Below are 15,251 nucleotides of genomic sequence, written 5' to 3'. Positions count from 1 at the left end.
GGAGGTACTGCCATGAGCGATATTAATGATAAGGAGCTTGACGAGCTTGAGGAAGAAGAGGAGATCGAAAACTACATCACCCTGACGGACGATGACGGAAATGAGGTCTCATTTGAGATAATAGGCACAGTTGAGTATGAGGAGCATCTCTATGCAGTGCTTCTGCCCTTTGACGACGAGGACGACGAGGTTGTGATACTTGAGGTCATACCCGGCGAGACTCCTGAGGAGGACGACTTTGTATCCGTGAACGATGACGAGCTTCTCGGAAAGGTGTTTGAAGAGTTCAAGAAGAACTACGACGGAGAATATGAATTTGAATGAATCAAAAACCGGCGCACGATGCGCGCTTCCGTTAGCGGAAAAAAACCAAACCAAACTGAATAGGAATAAAGCCGATACATTACGTATCGGCTTTAATTATTTACTTTTTATTACTTTTAAAAAATAGAATATAAGTTGTAACAGGTTGTGCTAATTGCTTTCAAAGACTTCAAAAAGAGCATTTGATAGTTCACCAAGTGCTTTCAGGATTTCTTTTTCCTCTACATCATTTATTTGGGTATAGTCTCTGTCATCTATTATTATATACAGCTTCTTCTTTTTATAGTAGTACCCTGTGTTCAAGTTCGAGTCTGCAAACTTATCGTTCAGTTCATAAAAATACTTTGATTCTATTTTCAGTTTTTCCGCGCCCTTGAATGTGAAAACATAGTTTTTTACACCGTTTTTATACTCATTGTGTGTTATTTTTTTTATTGCCATAGGCTTGCCTGTAACTTTTTGTAAACTATCATTGAGCATTATTTGATCAGAGGTATTCAGATCCTTAAAAGAAATCATATTCCTTTTTACTCCCCAAATCATTGCATAACCAGCAACAATACCAACAGTCACAACAACCGCCATTATAAACGAAATCGAAAGAACAAAACATTTTAATATGTTTTTTTTAGGATTACTCATTTAATTCCTCCTGAAAACAGTTATTTCATATTATATGGATTGCATTTATGCTGCTTTGACCGTTTTATCTAATTTGACCATTTCTGCATCGATTTCTTTATTTTTTGACTTCTTTGATGCTGCAACCAATTCTTTCACTTCTTTGGGTGACTTTATTCTGTATCCGTAATTCCATGTGATAGTATTTTCAATGACTCCATATATCGGATACTCTCTTGCTAAACCACACTCATGCAACATATGCTGTGCTTTGTCACCTCCATCAACATGGTAACCCCATTCATAGTAATCCATAAGATAAATCTTATAATTCATAGTGTATGTACTACCTGACCGGACAGCTGAACATGCCAAACCACAAAAGTTTTTCATAGTCAGATTATTTGATAATACCTGCCTTGTAGGCATCAAGGAGCTGCCGCAGGTCGTTTATCTTGTCCATTATCTCCTCGCCCTTGTCGGTATCGGAAATATTCGCGCGGTGCTCCAGCTTCTCAACAAGGTGAATATTCGGAGTATTTCCGCTCTCACCTGAAACGAAGGGTTTATGCTCCGCAAGATTCAGGCTGTGCGAGTCGTATATCAGCGTATATCCGGCAATACCCGTTGTGGACTGGTATGCTTTGGATATGCCGCCGTCTATTACGAAAAGCTTTCCGTCAGCCTTTACGGGACTTTCACCGTTCTTTATCTTTACCGGAACGTGGCCGTTTATGATATGTCCCTTTTCGGGGTCAAGGCCGAAGTGCCTGAGCAGAGCCATACATACCTCCGCTTTTTCCGAGAAGATGTAGTAGGAGTTGTAGTTTTCCGTGTGGAGGGACTTGTCCGCAAGCATTCCACGCTCAAAGAATGCCATTTTGTCCTTGCCGTAAAGGGGAGACTTAGCTCCGCACCAGAGATACCACATGAAGTCGCTGGCATATTCTTTTTCCTCGCCGCTGCTGAAATATGCCTGATTTGCAAGCTCGCCCAGCTTGTCAAGGAGAGCCTTGCCGGAATACTTTGCACCATGTATATTGACGCTCTGCAGTTCGCCGTTTCCGTCCATAGGTATACAGCCGTGGAACAGCAGATTATCGTTGCAGGTCTTGTACATAGCTCCCTTGGCGTATATAAAGCGGATATGCCGCTGCAGCTTCTCGCTGTGCCGGAAGGAAGCCTTCAGCACTTTCATGAGCTCTTCCTCGCCCTCTGAGAGAGTAAGCGGAGAAGCCGGGTCAACAGTAGGGAAGCTCTTGTCGAGGAGCTCGTGAGTCTTACCGTTTTCGGTGACAGTTCCGTTTATGAAATCCGTCCTGCCGAAGAGATCACGGTCGCTCATTTCCCATTCAGGGTGCTTGGCTATCATCTGACCTTCCAGTTTCATTTGTATAACAGCTATCGCCTTGTGCATTTTTGCGGTGAGTTTCAGGTCTACGGGGTCATAGATATTGTCGTCAAGTGCATTCGGCATATACCGCGTACATTCGTCGTTTTCGTAGGTCTCGGCTGCAAATACAGCAAGCGCCCTTAGGTTGAGACCGTAGCCGTCCTCAAGCACATCGAAGTTGTTGTACCTCATGGCTATGCGTATAACATTTGCTATAAGCGCGGGATTTCCCGAAGCAGCACCCATCCATGAGATGTCGTGGTTGCCCCACTGTATATCCACATCATGCATTTTCATCAGCTCGTCAAGGATTATGTCCGCGCGGGGACCTCTGTCGAAGATATCGCCTATTATGTGGAGCTTGTCTATGCATACCGACTGTATCAGCTTGCACAGAGATATTATAAAGGTCTCGGCAATGCCTGTGCTTATTATGGCGCTGATTATCTCGTCGTAGTAGTAGTCCTTGTTTACGTCCTCGGTGACGTTGAGCAGCTCGTCAAGTATGTATACCATATCCTCCGGGATACGCTTTCTTATGCGTGAGCGTGTATACTTGGCGGAAACAGTCTCGCAGACGAGTATCAGCCTGTATATGCTGAGCCGCTTCCACTCGTCAGAGAGCCCGCCGCTGTTTGCGAGACGGCTTATCTCCTTTTCGGGATAGTATATAAGCTCGGTCAGCTGTTCACGGTCATGAGCCGAAACGGTCTTGCCAAGCACAAGGTCGCTCTTTATTTTTATCATGCCTGAGGCGCTTCTGAGCATATGCAGAAAGGCTTCGTATTCGCCGTGTATGTCGCTGAAAAAGTATTCAGTGCCTTTGGGGAGGCTCCTTATCGCTGAAAGATTGATTATCTCGCTTGCGGCGCTTTCTATAGTCGGGTACTCCTTTGCAAGTAGGCGTAGGTATTTTATATCCATAGCAATTTCCTTTCAGAGCTGTTTCATTAGTTCATCTATAAGGCTTCTTTTAGCAAGTCCGTCTGAGAATGCGGTAGCGCCGCCGCAGGCTGTGCCGAGCTTCAGCGCAAAGCTGTAATCGCTGTCTGCAATGCCTGCGACAAATCCGGCAAGCATTGAATCTCCTGCGCCTACAGAGTTTTTCAGTTCACCCTTGCAGGCACCGCACCTGTGGAGCCCGCCCTTTTCGTCAAGGAGGAGAGCTCCCTTTTCTGCCATTGAGACAAGTACATTCCTTGCCCCCATTTCCCTGAGCTTTTCCGCATATCTGACGACATCTTCATCGGTCACTATTTCAGTGCCGAAGAGCTCCCCAAGCTCGTGAGAGTTTGGCTTTATGAGAAAGGGTCTGTACTTCAGCACGTTCAGCAGCAGTTTGCCTGTAGCGTCAACTGCAAACATTATATCTCTTCCGGACAGGCTTGCGAGTATCTTTTCATATATATCCGGCGGCAGACTGTTCGGGATACTTCCGGCAAGTATGAGAGTGTCGCCGCCGCGGAGACCTTCCAGCTTGGAGAACAGCTGGTCAAGGGCATCTTTCCCGATATGCGGTCCCTGACCGTTTATCTCAGTCTCTTCCGCAGCTTTCAGCTTTATATTTATACGTGAGCTGCCCTCTTTTAGTTTTACGAAATCCGCGTCGATGCCCATATCCTTTACGCCCTGTTCTATTGCTTCTCCGGTAAATCCGGCTATAAAGCCGAGCGCCTTTGATTTTACTCCGAGTTCTGCAAGGACCGCAGATACGTTTATACCTTTGCCGCCGAAGTATATCTCCTCTGAGGAGGCGCGGTTAACGCTGCCCAGCTTTACCTCGCCGGTACGGACAACATAGTCTATTGCGGGATTGAATGTTACTGTGTATATCATATCACAACTTCCTCTGTTCTGATAATACGATCAAAATACATGATTATTATACCATGTTCCGCTGCGAAAATCAATTCATATAAAAGAAAAAGCGTTTACCGCAGGGAAAAGGAGAAATTGTCCAAGCCTGCACTGTTTTCCGGACTTCTGAGAAAATAACTGACCGTGATACATACAAATCCGGTTATCCGGGAACTGAAAAAAATCACGGAGCAGCTGCTCCGTGATTTAATAATATGTGTGGTTTATCAGTCGAACGTTACATCTTTGCCGAGCAGATACTCCTGTATCCTGAGCGCGTCGTTTGATGTGATGCCCGTAACAGTCTTGTCAACATCGCCGTTGGTTATGCCCTGCAGGGTTATGTGCTTTTCGGCTGTGCCGTTAAGACCGTACTTATCCGGATTTGCAAGCGCCTGCATTATGATAACAGCGTCTGCAAGGTCAATAGTACCGTCACAGTTGGCGTCGCCGGCAAGACGCTCCGCCTGATCTTCGTCGAGGGGAATGAAACAATCCTGCATTTTTGCATTTATCATGTACTCCTCGGCTGTTGAGCCCTTGTAGCCGTACATATAGTCAAAGGTGCCTGCGAATGCATCTTTGCCAATCTCACAATCGGGATTCATTATCTTTATGCTTATATCTCCCTCAGGCTTGGGCATAGTTATTTCTCTTTCTATAAAGCGGGGATCACTCATTGTATTTTCAAGGCTTTTTCCTAAGTACAACGAACAATACGCTTCCTTGCCCACAGACTTTATATTCTCAGGGAGAGAAAGAGAATTTATCGAAGTTTTATAGAAGGTCCTGTCCTTTATTTCTGTAAGAGAATCCGGGATATTGATCTCATGGAGCAGATAGCAGTTTTCAAATGCCGATTCGCCGAGCTCGGTAAGTCCCTCGTTCAAAGTGACCTTTTTCAGAATAGCGTTATCCGAGAAAGCTTCCTTTCCGATAGATTTAAGCCCTTTTCCGCATCTTACTTCTTCAAGGCTGTAGTTGGCTTCAAAGGCATTTGCTCCTATGGATTCAAGGCTGTCCGGAAGGTCAAGGACTTTATAATCACATACATCTTCAAAAGCGCTGTCACCTATAGTTTTCAGATCATTTCCAAGAATTATGCCCTTTGCATTTTTACAGCATATAAATGCCTCGTCACCTATTATGATAACACTGGGAAGATCAATAACTGACTGCATTTTCCGGCAGTGATAAAACGCCTCTTCTCCAACCTCTTTTATGCCTTTTCTGAATTTCACATACGAAAGAGCCTCGCAGAAGATAAATGCACTATTTCCAATCGTTTCAACTCCGTCGCCTATCTTTGCTATTCTCAGCGTAGAATCTGTAAAAGCACCCTTTGGTATGCTTTTTACGTTATTGCCTATTTTAATGGAGCGCAGACGGAATGGACCGTTATAATTTGCGTGATAAAAATAATCATATACATCCTTAGAAACACTGACAACCGGAAGCCCTTCGATCTCGTCCGGGATAATGAGCCTTCCGTTTTCAGAAAGTGCGGCAGCTGCTAATTTAGCACCGCTGTCGACCTTGGTGAATGACATACCGTATTCGTAATTGGCAGAAGTTCCGTCAAAATAAGATATATCGTTCTTTTCATAATCGCCCTTTTCAAACTGTTCAAAGCCGCAGTTGTGGATACCGTTTTCCTCGGCAAAGTCCTGTGCAGCTCCGCTGTCGCTTACAATAATGCAGTTAGCCCATTCATTTGATTTCTCCTTGAATGACAGCTTGCATTCAGGATCCATTATTTTAAGGGTTACGTTATAAACGATAGGTTCATCTATGTTTTTTCCGTATGTCTGTTCAGCGGGACAGCCTTCAAGCCCGGTAACTCCTTCAGGTATCACAAGCTCTTTTACCCTTGTTTTCTGAAAAGCGGCACGGCCGATATGCTTTACTGTGTCAGGGATCTCGAATCCATTCAGATTTACGCACTGTAAGAAAGCTGATTCGCCGATATATTCGATATTGCTTCCTACAGTGATATCATTGAGCTTGGAGCAGCCTGAGAAAGCTGAGTCGCCTATAGTTTTCAGCTTGTCGTTCATAACGACCTTCTGAAGTTCAGAGCATTGATAAAAAGCACTTTCTCCGACTGCCTGGATATTCTTTCCGAAAACTACACATTTTAAGCATCTCTGAGAAATGAATGCACCGCTTCCGATCGCAGTTACAGGAACTCCGTCAACTTCATCGGGAATTATCACTACTGTATTATCTGACGGTAGATCAGTGATATCGGTCAGAGTAAGACCGGTTTCGTTTTCTTTGAACGTCATACCGTAAAGGTTGGCGATATCAGCGCCGGCTGAGGGCATTTTTGCGTAATCGCCTTTTTCGTAATCCTCGAAGCTGCAATACCTTTTTTATTTACCTCAGCACGCTCGTTCTGAAACTCTGCAAACTTGCGTGAAGACGAATCGTCCGCACTTACTATAACGCAATCCTTGGTGTTAACAGTATTCAATATTCCGCATTCCGGATTCATTATTTTTATTACGCAGTCCCTGTATGCCATTGGATATTTGAAATAAAGGGGACACAGATCAGTTAATGATGTGACGCCCTCAGGTATTACCAGACACTTTATATTCTTGCCGGAGAACGCACCTGAACCCAGATAGGTCAGATTTTCGCCGAGGTCTACTTCAGTGATGCCGTCGCTGTCACAAAAAGCGCCAGCCTCTATGCGTTCAAGGTTCTTTCCGAACTTTACTTCCTTTATGCCTGTACACATCTCAAATGCAGAGGTCTTTATTTCAGTCAGGCTGTCGGGAAATTCCAGTGATACAAGGGACGTGCAGTTGTAAAAGGCACAGTTGTTGATAACAGTGAGCCCCTCGTTGAAGCTTATCTCTTCCAGCTTTTCGCAGTAAGCGAAGGCAGCGCAGCCGATACTTTCAAGGCTCTCGCCGCACTCTACTTTTGTGAGCTCGCTGCACTCATAAAGAAGAGCTTCATTTACGGTTTTGATGTTTTTGCCGAACTTAATTGTCCTGACAGTGCCTCGCACATCGTCAAAGGCACCATTCTCGAAGCTTGTTACAGGCTTTCCGTCGATCTCGTCAGCGATAACGACATCAGCGACGGCGTCCTGGCTTACCTCCGCGACAGCGGCATAGTCGCTGTAGACACTATACGTTATGTCGTCTGCGGTGAAGCTTTGAGACATTTTTGCAGCTGTCTCCGTTTCTGCTGCGAAGACTAAGCTGCTGTCTGTTCTTTCTGCTGTTGCCGGATATGCTCCCCCAACGAGCACAAGGGCTGTAACAGCTGCGATCAGCTTTTTGATTTTCATGATTTTTTTCTCTTTTACAATATCATTAGCCCTGAGGCTTGATAGAATTATATCACAAACTGTAAAATAGTGCAATACGCTTTGGCTAAAATATACATTATATACATAATAAACCTGTAAGATAGTTGCATCTTACAGGTTTTCCTGGCTTAATGACATTAGAAACCGGCGAGGGTATTTTGTATCTTATGGGACGATGCTCACGATACATCAGTTTAAGGAGTTGAGATATTAGATCAGTATATGTCTCATAATCATATACGGAATAAAAAATCGCGTTCCACATAAAGTGAAACGCGAACTTGTAAGCGCGGATTACGCGCTGGTGCGAGTAATGGGACTTGAACCCATACGTCTGTCGACACACGCCCCTCAAACGTGCCTGTCTGCCAATTCCAGCACACTCGCATTACAGTGTTTCGTGACTGCTTTAATATTATATCAGAATTCGGATCGCTTGTCAAGCCTTTTTTGAAAAAAATTTCAGAATCTTTTAGTTAACATAAAAAATAATATTTGCTGCTATTGACTTTTAAATGCTGCTGATGTATAATATTATATGTTAGTGCTGATGTGGCACAGTCGGTAGCGCAACGCCTTGGTAAGGCGTAGGTCGTCGGTTCAAGTCCGATCATCAGCTCCACGCCAAACGGCGTGAAACAGGCGTTTCTTCTTTTTGAGGAAACGCTTTTTTATTTTACTAAAAGAAAAAGTGTCATAAATCTGTCATAGTTACTATGAGAAGATATGAAAAGCAGGGAAATCTATGAAAGGTTATCTGAATTATATTAGCTATTATCGAGGTAAATAAATACACTTTAAAAGCCTTGATACACCTGCTGTACCGCATTCTGGAAAGCGTAACAGGCTCAGGGAGTAAAGAAGCCTTTAACGGATAAATAAGAAGGAAAAAAGCGTACTCTCATCCGTTCTGGTGTCATAAATGAAACTGGAGGGTTAAACAAATCTTAAAGCAGCGGCACGAGGGTTCGAATCCCTCTCTGTCCGCTTTTTTAAAGAAGCCTGTATTTCGAGAAAAACACCGAAATACAGGCTTTTCTGTTACATACAGAAAGCAGGTATAACTGAAATTTTGCAGTTGCGTGTGAAGAAAAAACAAGCATAATTCACACGAATTCACACGAAGAAAAGGCGATATAGTGTTACATAATGAAGCCAGCTCCCGTAAGGGAGCTGTTTCTTTTTAAAATATTCATTAACAAAAGTTGATTCACTGAATGTTGCCTTTGCTATACTCCTCCAAGAATTCAGCCTCACTGATACCGCCCTTTATGAGTTGACTAAACCTGATCAGTTCTTTAGGGCATTTGTCCATATCTGACTTTTTGCATGATTCGATATGGAGTATAGGAAAATTTCTTCAGATAAACACACCGTTGCAGGAATGAAAATCGTTTTTTTCAAATATCACACATCTTAGAGTCATATTTGTGCAGTTAGCAATTATTCATATATTAGCATACTTTTCATCAAGCAAAGATCAAACACATCAAGTATGTCATCATTGCATAAATCAGCAGCTTTCCAATTGTCAATTTCAACATTAGGAACAGCAAGCAGCCATTTTTAGAAAATATTAATATCAATATATTTAATATTCCATCATCATTACAATCACCTGGAATTATATGACCATTTTTGTAATTACCAAGCGAAATAAACTTGTGACTGGTTTCAGCAGCATATTCTTGCGCAGTACTGTTATCCCAACCGTAAATAGTCGTGATTTTGGGGATTATATTAGAATTTTGCTCAAAAGAAAAATTTGGATTATATATTTTTATTTCTCTAAGTGCTATGCAATTTAAAAAAGCATCATACTCAATATACTCAATGTTCTTTGGAATAGAAATTGTAACAAGTCCTGAACATCCGTCAAAAGCATTATTATATCTATTCTTCTAAGAATTTCTCTATAACAACTATTATCTCCTCAAGTCGCTTACCACCGATACCTTTGATATTACTAAGCTCTGCTTCAAGAGCAGGAAGATCAATTGTTTTGCCTTGTTCTCCGAGTAATTGATCCCCATACTGAATGATGAATTTAGTTAGCTCCTCTCGGTTCATTTTCTTGATTTTTCGGTATGAAGTTATAAAAGATTTAAGCGCATATTGAAAGTCCGTGAGCCAAATACCTTTTGGATAATGATTGGTTTCTGTTTTTTTGGAAATGAAACAGATAAGTGTGAGGCTCAACGGACTTTCAATATGCGCCCGTTATATATTATATTTCATAGTAATTGCAAAGCAATGTCTTTCAATTACTATTATTTTTTTTGCTGAACGATAATTTGTTTTTATACTGTTCCAGAATTTCGGAAAGCGGCTTTTCTGGTTTCAAGGAAAGGAGAAAACGCGGTTTGCGCTGTTTGAATCCTTCCTGAACATATTTCCGTAATGATTCCAGACGTATTACGATCTTGTTTTTATCGGCAAATTCGCTTATGTAATTCATAATGTGCCCCGAATAGACCACATCAATGACCAAAATCCCGTAAAAGAAGCCAATTCCGAATGAAAACGCAAGGTTGTGGGACAGCCATTCCAGAACATTTAATGTATGAGGGTGTATCAGGAAATAATACACTGCACTTAAAAGCATCCAGTAAAATGTATATTGAGGGCATATTATCTCGTTAATATTCCACTTACAGTCAAAGTAGTCCCAAAGGTGGATATGAGCAACATATAACATGATATTTCCGATCAGATATTCCAAAGCAGTAATGGCTATTGCCATAAGAGCAAATAAAATGATCTTTTCCACCCATTCTCGTTTTACAGGGAGCGTATGTTCGAGCTGCGTAAATATATATAATATGCACAGGCTGAAGCCGTAAAGCGGCAGACAAGGTCCCGTAAGAAATCCCGGATTTCCCCATTTCTTCTGCGTTACACATCTTCTGAAGAGGACTTCAAGTCCCTAGCCGAACATACTGCCGATCGCAAACAGAAATGTTAAAGTCAGAAACATATTCAATGCTTATCCTCCCTCTTAATATATTTGATATACCATATAATTGCTATAATTGAGATCAAAACGAATAAAACTACAGATACAAAAAAAGCAGGAGATGTGGGCTTTGACATATTATCACACATGATCGTGGAGATCACTATATTCGGCAGCATTCCCAATATACTTCCAAGCATATATTTTTGGGGATCAGCTTTTACTGCGCCGAAATACATACTTACTGCCTCTAATGGCAGAAATAAAAGAGTCCTCAGAAAGAAGGTGAAAAATATGATATTATTGCTCTGCATTTCCATAAGCAGCGATAATTTTTGGTTTTTCTGTATTATTTTTTTTAGCTTCGGTACCGTAAAAACGTCCCATGAGATAGCCTACGGCAAAGCTTACTGCCGAGCCTGCAAGATTGATGAAGAAGGCAGGTATTATCGAAAACTTCATTCCCACAGTTATCTGCAGGACCTTATACGGAAAAATGACAGAAATCGTTTTAAATGCATAGAGCAGCATTGCTAAAGCGGAAAGAAGCTGATTTTTCGGAGAATATTCAGCTATTGCCGACGCAGACATATAATTTCGGTTGCCGATAAGGAATAGAAATAATATGATCCATATTACAGCTAAAAATATTTTTACATATTTTATGAGCTTTTCTTTTCTGTTCATACTGTTTACAGGCTGTATCGTCTATAAATTCTTACTGTGCAGGAAGAAAAAGTATCGTATTGAAACACGCCTTATTCGATGAATTCATTTTCATTCAAAGCTTTTCTTCTCTTTCTGACCTTATGAGAATAAATATGCAATGATATGACCTCCCATAACATATCTCCCCATAAGCCGATACTGATAATCATTATTGCAGCAGCACAAAATATACCCATTTCCCTTATCATGGTTTCCTCCGAAAACAGTTTTAAAGATATACATGAATATTATTTCAGATACTTGACATATACCTCATGTGTATATTATAATACAAGTGAGCAAAAAAGTGAACGGACATTTTTGCCGCAATGTATGGAATTTGCTGCACTTTGCTTTAAAACTGAGTATTATGCCTCATATTGATAATAATATGTAGAAAGGTGAGCCTGATGAACGAGGATAAAAAAATCGACAGAAGAATAGTCAAGACCAAAAGAGCCATTCGCAATTCCTTTGCAGAACTGCTCTCCGAAAAAGACCTTAATTCAATTACGGTAAGTGATGTCGCTGATAAAGCTGATATAAACAGAAAAACATTCTATAACTACTATAGCGGCTTATATCAGGTCATTGATGAGATAGAGAATGAATTGATCTGCCTGTTTGATAATGAAATAAACGATATCGACTTTCAGGAGACAATGAAAAATCCGCAGCCCATATTTGAGAAGCTGACGGATATAATAAACAGCGATATTGAGTTTTACGGCTTCCTTATGAAATCCAATGGCAGTATCAGTCTTGTAAGCAAGATTTCCGAGCTGCTGAAAAGAAAGGTCAAGAAAGCGTTTGCTAAGCAGATAAGCATTTCCGAGCCAAAGCTTGATCTGATAGTCAATTATTCCATAAACGGTATGCTGTGTGCATATCATGAGTGGTTCAATTCGGACAGAAAATATCCGTTGGATAAGTTCTCCAACGATGTAGGTACAATTACTTTCAAAGGGATAAACGGTTTGGTTTAAACTATTTTTCACACACTAAATTATCCCTTTGAAAACAATCGCACATGTTCTTATGTGGCTGACTGTTCTGCCTGCTGATAAAAGCTACATAGGATATGTAGTCAAGAATAAAACTCTATTAAAGGAACAGTAAAGAATTCTATTCGAAGGCTTTTTTGTATACATATATATGTTTTTTAAGCTTTTTGAAGTATAGCAAATAAAAGTGACACCATATTGAAATGGAAGGGGAGTCAGTAACTGCTTGTCCTTTTAAATATATTATAGCATTTAAGCAAGATATATGTGTGCTAATTATAATTCAATAATTGAAAGAAAATAGCTATAGAAGAAATAACTTTCAATAAGAATAATTCTATTCCACACAAGTATTCTACACGAAAATTAGAAAAGTCTATAAATAGGCCAAAATAGCTCAATAAAATTATTCGAATCCCTCTCTGTCCGCTTTTTTAAGAAGCCTGTATTTCAAGAAAAACACCGAAATACAGGCTTTTCTGTTACCTGCAGAAAACAGTTTCAAATGAATTTTTGAAGTTCCGTGTGCGCAAAAAACAGGTGAAATGCACATGAAATGCACACAGAATGCACACGACTGAAAGGTAGTATAACGATGCGAAAGAAGCAGCTCCCGTAAGGGTAATGTCATTAAGCTAAAGAAAAGTAGTAAAGAAATCAGGAGTATGATAAAAGGAATCGGGCATACTTCTGGCAGTATTTATCAGAAAAAGGTACGACGAAAAGACAGACCTATGATCTGCCTTAAAAAGTATTGACACAAGATTAGAATTATGATAATCTGTAATTGAAGCCGATGGCAGAATGGTAACGAGTTTTCTGACAGCGTTACGATCAGGTCTTACAGGGCATTTATTTCTTGCTATCAACTCTTCCAAAAGTGAAGGATATGCGTGAGCAGAGCGAAAGAACCTGATGCATGCGTGTATAGCAATTGCATAATTAATTTTGTAGTGATAATTATTATGCTTATTATCATCTATGAGGATATTTTCGGTGATCAACATAGAAAAGTTATACATGATCAGACTTGCATAAATTTCCTGTATCACGCAGTCCTTTTTCTTAGAATGAAAAGCAATAAGGTCAACATGGTACTTCAGGTCTCTAAAAGAAGTCTCAATCCCCCAGCGCATTTTGTAGATAATCTTGATATCTTCGGCAGAGAACTCATCATTACAGAGATTGGTAACAATAGTCTCATAGTTATCTTCAGAAATCCTGAGCCTTATTACCCTGAATTTAAGAGGATATGTATCTTTCGATTCTTTCGGAAGGAAGTCGAAATTTGAAGATTGTGGAAGATAACGATAAAGTTCAGGATTAGCCTTAACTTCATTAGTTTGTCTTCTAGTAATAATAATATTTGCAGTAAAATCAGTTTCTTTATTATGGGGAATGTTGAATTTATGAGCAATTCCTCCACTTTCCTTGATGCGTATAACGTATTTCAATCCGTTATTTTCAAGATAAGCGATCGTGTTGTAGGATTCGTATCCTCTATCCGCAACGATAATGGACTCATGTCCGATATTTTCAAGCATACATATGAGAGCAGAATGCTCATTTTCATTGCGACTGTCCTGTAAAACAGCATCGATATATCTACGATTCATAAGGTCATACAATGCATTTAGATGCATAAGGTTATAGCCTTTTACGTCATTATTTGCACGATAAAAAGTATCCTTATCATCAGGATCAGTAGGAATATGTATATCAGAACCGTCCACAGCATAAAGCCTGTAGCCGTGAAAGAAGCTGGTCTGAGAAAATGTCTCATTGAATTTATGGAACAGATACTGAAAAGCAGCAGGAAGTATCTTCGCTCTTCGCTGAACAATTGCTGATACAGATATCATTTTAGGATCAAAACCATAAAACTCTATAAGCTCTTTGCCGAGCGTCTGACTGCCCATTCCGATAGTGAATCTCATTGTTTTTGAGAAAGACAGCTCGCTTTTACGAACAAAATCTCTCTTAGGATCAACTACGAAATTAGAAATATTTTTCTCCATGTTGCTGATAAGAGTATTAAGCTTGTTTTTGACGATATTACAATAATTTTGCACGGTAAAACCTCCAATCAGATGTGTATATCTGATTGGCTACGCCGCACATTTTCGGCTTTTTGTCAATACCTTTTTGCAAAATTTTACATTATTTTCATAAAAATAGTCACAGGTTTTTGTTCCTGTGACTATTTTCTTAGCTTAATGACATTACCCTCACGGGAGCTGTAGTTATTATAAGAAATTAACATATATTTTTATGCAGTAACGATACTGTCAGCTTTATGGAGCTTGAGCTTTTCAACTGCCTGCTCTCTCATCTTGTACTTGAGTATCTTTCCTGCTGCATTCATCGGGAATCCCTCTACAAAGTCCACATACTTAGGGCACTTGTGCTTTGCCATTCTTGCAAGGCAGAAGTCCTTTATCTCCTGCTCGGTAGCTGTCTCGCCGTCATGAAGAACGATACAAGCCATTATCTCCTCACCGTAGTCCTCATCGGGAACACCTATTACCTGTACGTCCTTTACCTTTGGATAGGTGTAGAGGAAGTCCTCTATCTCCTTGGGGTAGATATTCTCGCCGCCGCGGATTATCATATCCTTGATACGGCCTGTGATCTTGAAGTAGCCGTCAGAAGAACGTCTTCTTGCAAGGTCTCCTGTGTGGAGCCAGCCCTCGGGATCAATAGCTGCTGCGGTAGCTTCGGGCATCTTGTAGTAGCCCTTCATTATATTGTATCCTCTTGCTACGAACTCGCCGTCAACGTCATCAGGTACTTCCTGATTTGTCTCAGGATCAACTATCTTGCACTCAACGCCGAAGATAGGTCCGCCAACTGTGTTTACACGCTGTTCCAGTGTGTCGGTCGTCTTGCTCATTGTAGTTGCAGGAGATGCCTCGGTCTGTCCGTAGGTGATACATATCTCGCTCATGTGCATCTTCTCAACTACCTCTTCCATTGTCTTGATCGGACAAGGCGAACCTGCCATGATACCTGTTCTCATGTATGAGAAATCGGTCTTTTCAAAGTCAGGGTGTCCCAGCA

13 protein-coding genes, 2 tRNA genes and 2 pseudogenes are annotated in these 15,251 nt (G+C 40.9%); 3 read left to right on the top strand and 14 right to left on the bottom strand.

Annotated features, from left to right (window positions below; all coding sequences use genetic code 11):
• Positions 1 to 12: 12 nt before the first annotated feature.
• Positions 13 to 324 carry a DUF1292 domain-containing protein gene (locus tag QZZ36_RS12380; protein WP_295082116.1) on the top strand — a complete coding sequence of 104 codons (312 nt, stop codon included), beginning with the start codon at positions 13 to 15 and terminating at the stop codon, positions 322 to 324.
• 150 nt (positions 325 to 474) lie between these two features.
• Here the strand turns inward: QZZ36_RS12380 and QZZ36_RS12375 are convergent, their stop codons facing one another.
• From QZZ36_RS12375 to QZZ36_RS12345, 7 genes are all read right to left on the bottom strand, one after another.
• Complete coding sequence (locus tag QZZ36_RS12375; protein WP_295082113.1) at positions 475 to 966, bottom strand: hypothetical protein; 492 nt, start codon at positions 964 to 966, stop codon at positions 475 to 477.
• Between the two features lie 45 nt (positions 967 to 1,011).
• On the bottom strand, positions 1,012 to 1,260 hold the full coding sequence (locus QZZ36_RS12370) for a hypothetical protein (protein WP_295082105.1): 249 nt from the start codon (positions 1,258 to 1,260) through the stop codon (positions 1,012 to 1,014).
• Positions 1,261 to 1,345: 85 nt separating this feature from the next.
• Complete coding sequence (locus QZZ36_RS12365) at positions 1,346 to 3,262, bottom strand: fructose-1,6-bisphosphatase (RefSeq protein WP_295082094.1); 1,917 nt, start codon at positions 3,260 to 3,262, stop codon at positions 1,346 to 1,348.
• A 12-nt stretch (positions 3,263 to 3,274) separates the two neighbouring features.
• The gene (gene pfkB, locus QZZ36_RS12360; RefSeq protein WP_295082087.1) at positions 3,275 to 4,174 is read right to left on the bottom strand and encodes a 1-phosphofructokinase; all 900 of its coding nucleotides are present in this window, start codon (positions 4,172 to 4,174) and stop codon (positions 3,275 to 3,277) included.
• Positions 4,175 to 4,422: 248 nt separating this feature from the next.
• Positions 4,423 to 6,522, bottom strand: coding sequence for a leucine-rich repeat protein (locus QZZ36_RS12355; protein ID WP_295082084.1), 2,100 nt, complete (start codon positions 6,520 to 6,522; stop codon positions 4,423 to 4,425).
• Entirely contained in the window at positions 6,480 to 7,502 is a 1,023-nt protein-coding gene (locus QZZ36_RS12350; protein ID WP_295082081.1) for a leucine-rich repeat domain-containing protein, read from the bottom strand. The genes QZZ36_RS12355 and QZZ36_RS12350 overlap by 43 nt, the downstream gene beginning before the upstream one ends.
• Positions 7,503 to 7,825: 323 nt before the next feature.
• A tRNA-Leu gene (locus QZZ36_RS12345) sits at positions 7,826 to 7,910 on the bottom strand.
• Positions 7,911 to 8,069: 159 nt separating this feature from the next.
• On the opposite strand from QZZ36_RS12345, the gene QZZ36_RS12340 reads away from it, so the two are divergent.
• Positions 8,070 to 8,145 (top strand) — tRNA-Thr (locus tag QZZ36_RS12340).
• 847 nt (positions 8,146 to 8,992) lie between these two features.
• On the opposite strand, the pseudogene QZZ36_RS12970 reads toward QZZ36_RS12340, so the two are convergent.
• The 5 genes and pseudogenes from QZZ36_RS12970 to QZZ36_RS12320 form a co-directional block, all read right to left on the bottom strand.
• Positions 8,993 to 9,400: pseudogene (locus QZZ36_RS12970) on the bottom strand (hypothetical protein); the annotation flags it as partial.
• A 383-nt stretch (positions 9,401 to 9,783) separates the two neighbouring features.
• Positions 9,784 to 10,434: pseudogene (locus QZZ36_RS12335) on the bottom strand (putative ABC transporter permease); the annotation flags it as partial.
• A gap of 68 nt (positions 10,435 to 10,502) precedes the next feature.
• Positions 10,503 to 10,718: a hypothetical protein gene (locus QZZ36_RS12330; RefSeq protein WP_295082072.1), complete on the bottom strand. Its 216-nt coding sequence runs from the start codon at positions 10,716 to 10,718 to the stop codon at positions 10,503 to 10,505.
• A gap of 61 nt (positions 10,719 to 10,779) precedes the next feature.
• Positions 10,780 to 11,166 carry a hypothetical protein gene (locus QZZ36_RS12325; protein ID WP_295082069.1) on the bottom strand — a complete coding sequence of 129 codons (387 nt, stop codon included), beginning with the start codon at positions 11,164 to 11,166 and terminating at the stop codon, positions 10,780 to 10,782.
• 71 nt (positions 11,167 to 11,237) lie between these two features.
• Entirely contained in the window at positions 11,238 to 11,396 is a 159-nt protein-coding gene (locus QZZ36_RS12320; protein ID WP_295082066.1) for a hypothetical protein, read from the bottom strand.
• Positions 11,397 to 11,597: 201 nt separating this feature from the next.
• Here QZZ36_RS12320 and QZZ36_RS12315 point away from each other — a divergent pair, with 201 nt between their 5' ends.
• Positions 11,598 to 12,173, top strand: coding sequence for a TetR/AcrR family transcriptional regulator (locus tag QZZ36_RS12315; RefSeq protein ID WP_295082057.1), 576 nt, complete (start codon positions 11,598 to 11,600; stop codon positions 12,171 to 12,173).
• A gap of 653 nt (positions 12,174 to 12,826) precedes the next feature.
• Here QZZ36_RS12315 and QZZ36_RS12310 read toward each other — a convergent pair.
• Entirely contained in the window at positions 12,827 to 14,263 is a 1,437-nt protein-coding gene (locus QZZ36_RS12310) for an IS4 family transposase (RefSeq protein WP_295082050.1), read from the bottom strand.
• Between the two features lie 197 nt (positions 14,264 to 14,460).
• On the bottom strand, positions 14,461 to 15,251 hold a 791-nt coding region (locus tag QZZ36_RS12305), incomplete at its 5' end, for an AMP-binding protein (RefSeq protein WP_295082041.1).

Origin of the sequence: Ruminococcus sp., from assembly GCF_016287535.1 — a bacterium.
Lineage (GTDB): Bacteria > Bacillota > Clostridia > Oscillospirales > Ruminococcaceae > Ruminococcus.
The sequence above is the reverse complement of the archived record's forward strand: the minus strand, read 5'-3'. Positions and strand labels throughout refer to the sequence as shown.

What these genes read in the sequence shown, in the direction of transcription:
- QZZ36_RS12325 (WP_295082069.1), bottom strand. Translation starts at nt 11,166, where the DNA reads ATGAACAGAAAAGAAAAGCTCATAAAATATGTAAAAATATTTTTAGCT.
- QZZ36_RS12375 (WP_295082113.1), bottom strand. Translation starts at nt 966, where the DNA reads ATGAGTAATCCTAAAAAAAACATATTAAAATGTTTTGTTCTTTCGATT.
- QZZ36_RS12365 (WP_295082094.1), bottom strand. Translation starts at nt 3,262, where the DNA reads ATGGATATAAAATACCTACGCCTACTTGCAAAGGAGTACCCGACTATA.
- QZZ36_RS12355 (WP_295082084.1), bottom strand. Translation starts at nt 6,522, where the DNA reads ATGCCCTCAGCCGGCGCTGATATCGCCAACCTTTACGGTATGACGTTC.
- QZZ36_RS12315 (WP_295082057.1), top strand. Translation starts at nt 11,598, where the DNA reads ATGAACGAGGATAAAAAAATCGACAGAAGAATAGTCAAGACCAAAAGA.
- QZZ36_RS12320 (WP_295082066.1), bottom strand. Translation starts at nt 11,396, where the DNA reads ATGATAAGGGAAATGGGTATATTTTGTGCTGCTGCAATAATGATTATC.
- QZZ36_RS12350 (WP_295082081.1), bottom strand. Translation starts at nt 7,502, where the DNA reads ATGAAAATCAAAAAGCTGATCGCAGCTGTTACAGCCCTTGTGCTCGTT.
- QZZ36_RS12330 (WP_295082072.1), bottom strand. Translation starts at nt 10,718, where the DNA reads ATGTATTTCGGCGCAGTAAAAGCTGATCCCCAAAAATATATGCTTGGA.
- QZZ36_RS12380 (WP_295082116.1), top strand. Translation starts at nt 13, where the DNA reads ATGAGCGATATTAATGATAAGGAGCTTGACGAGCTTGAGGAAGAAGAG.
- pfkB (WP_295082087.1), bottom strand. Translation starts at nt 4,174, where the DNA reads ATGATATACACAGTAACATTCAATCCCGCAATAGACTATGTTGTCCGT.
- QZZ36_RS12370 (WP_295082105.1), bottom strand. Translation starts at nt 1,260, where the DNA reads ATGGATTACTATGAATGGGGTTACCATGTTGATGGAGGTGACAAAGCA.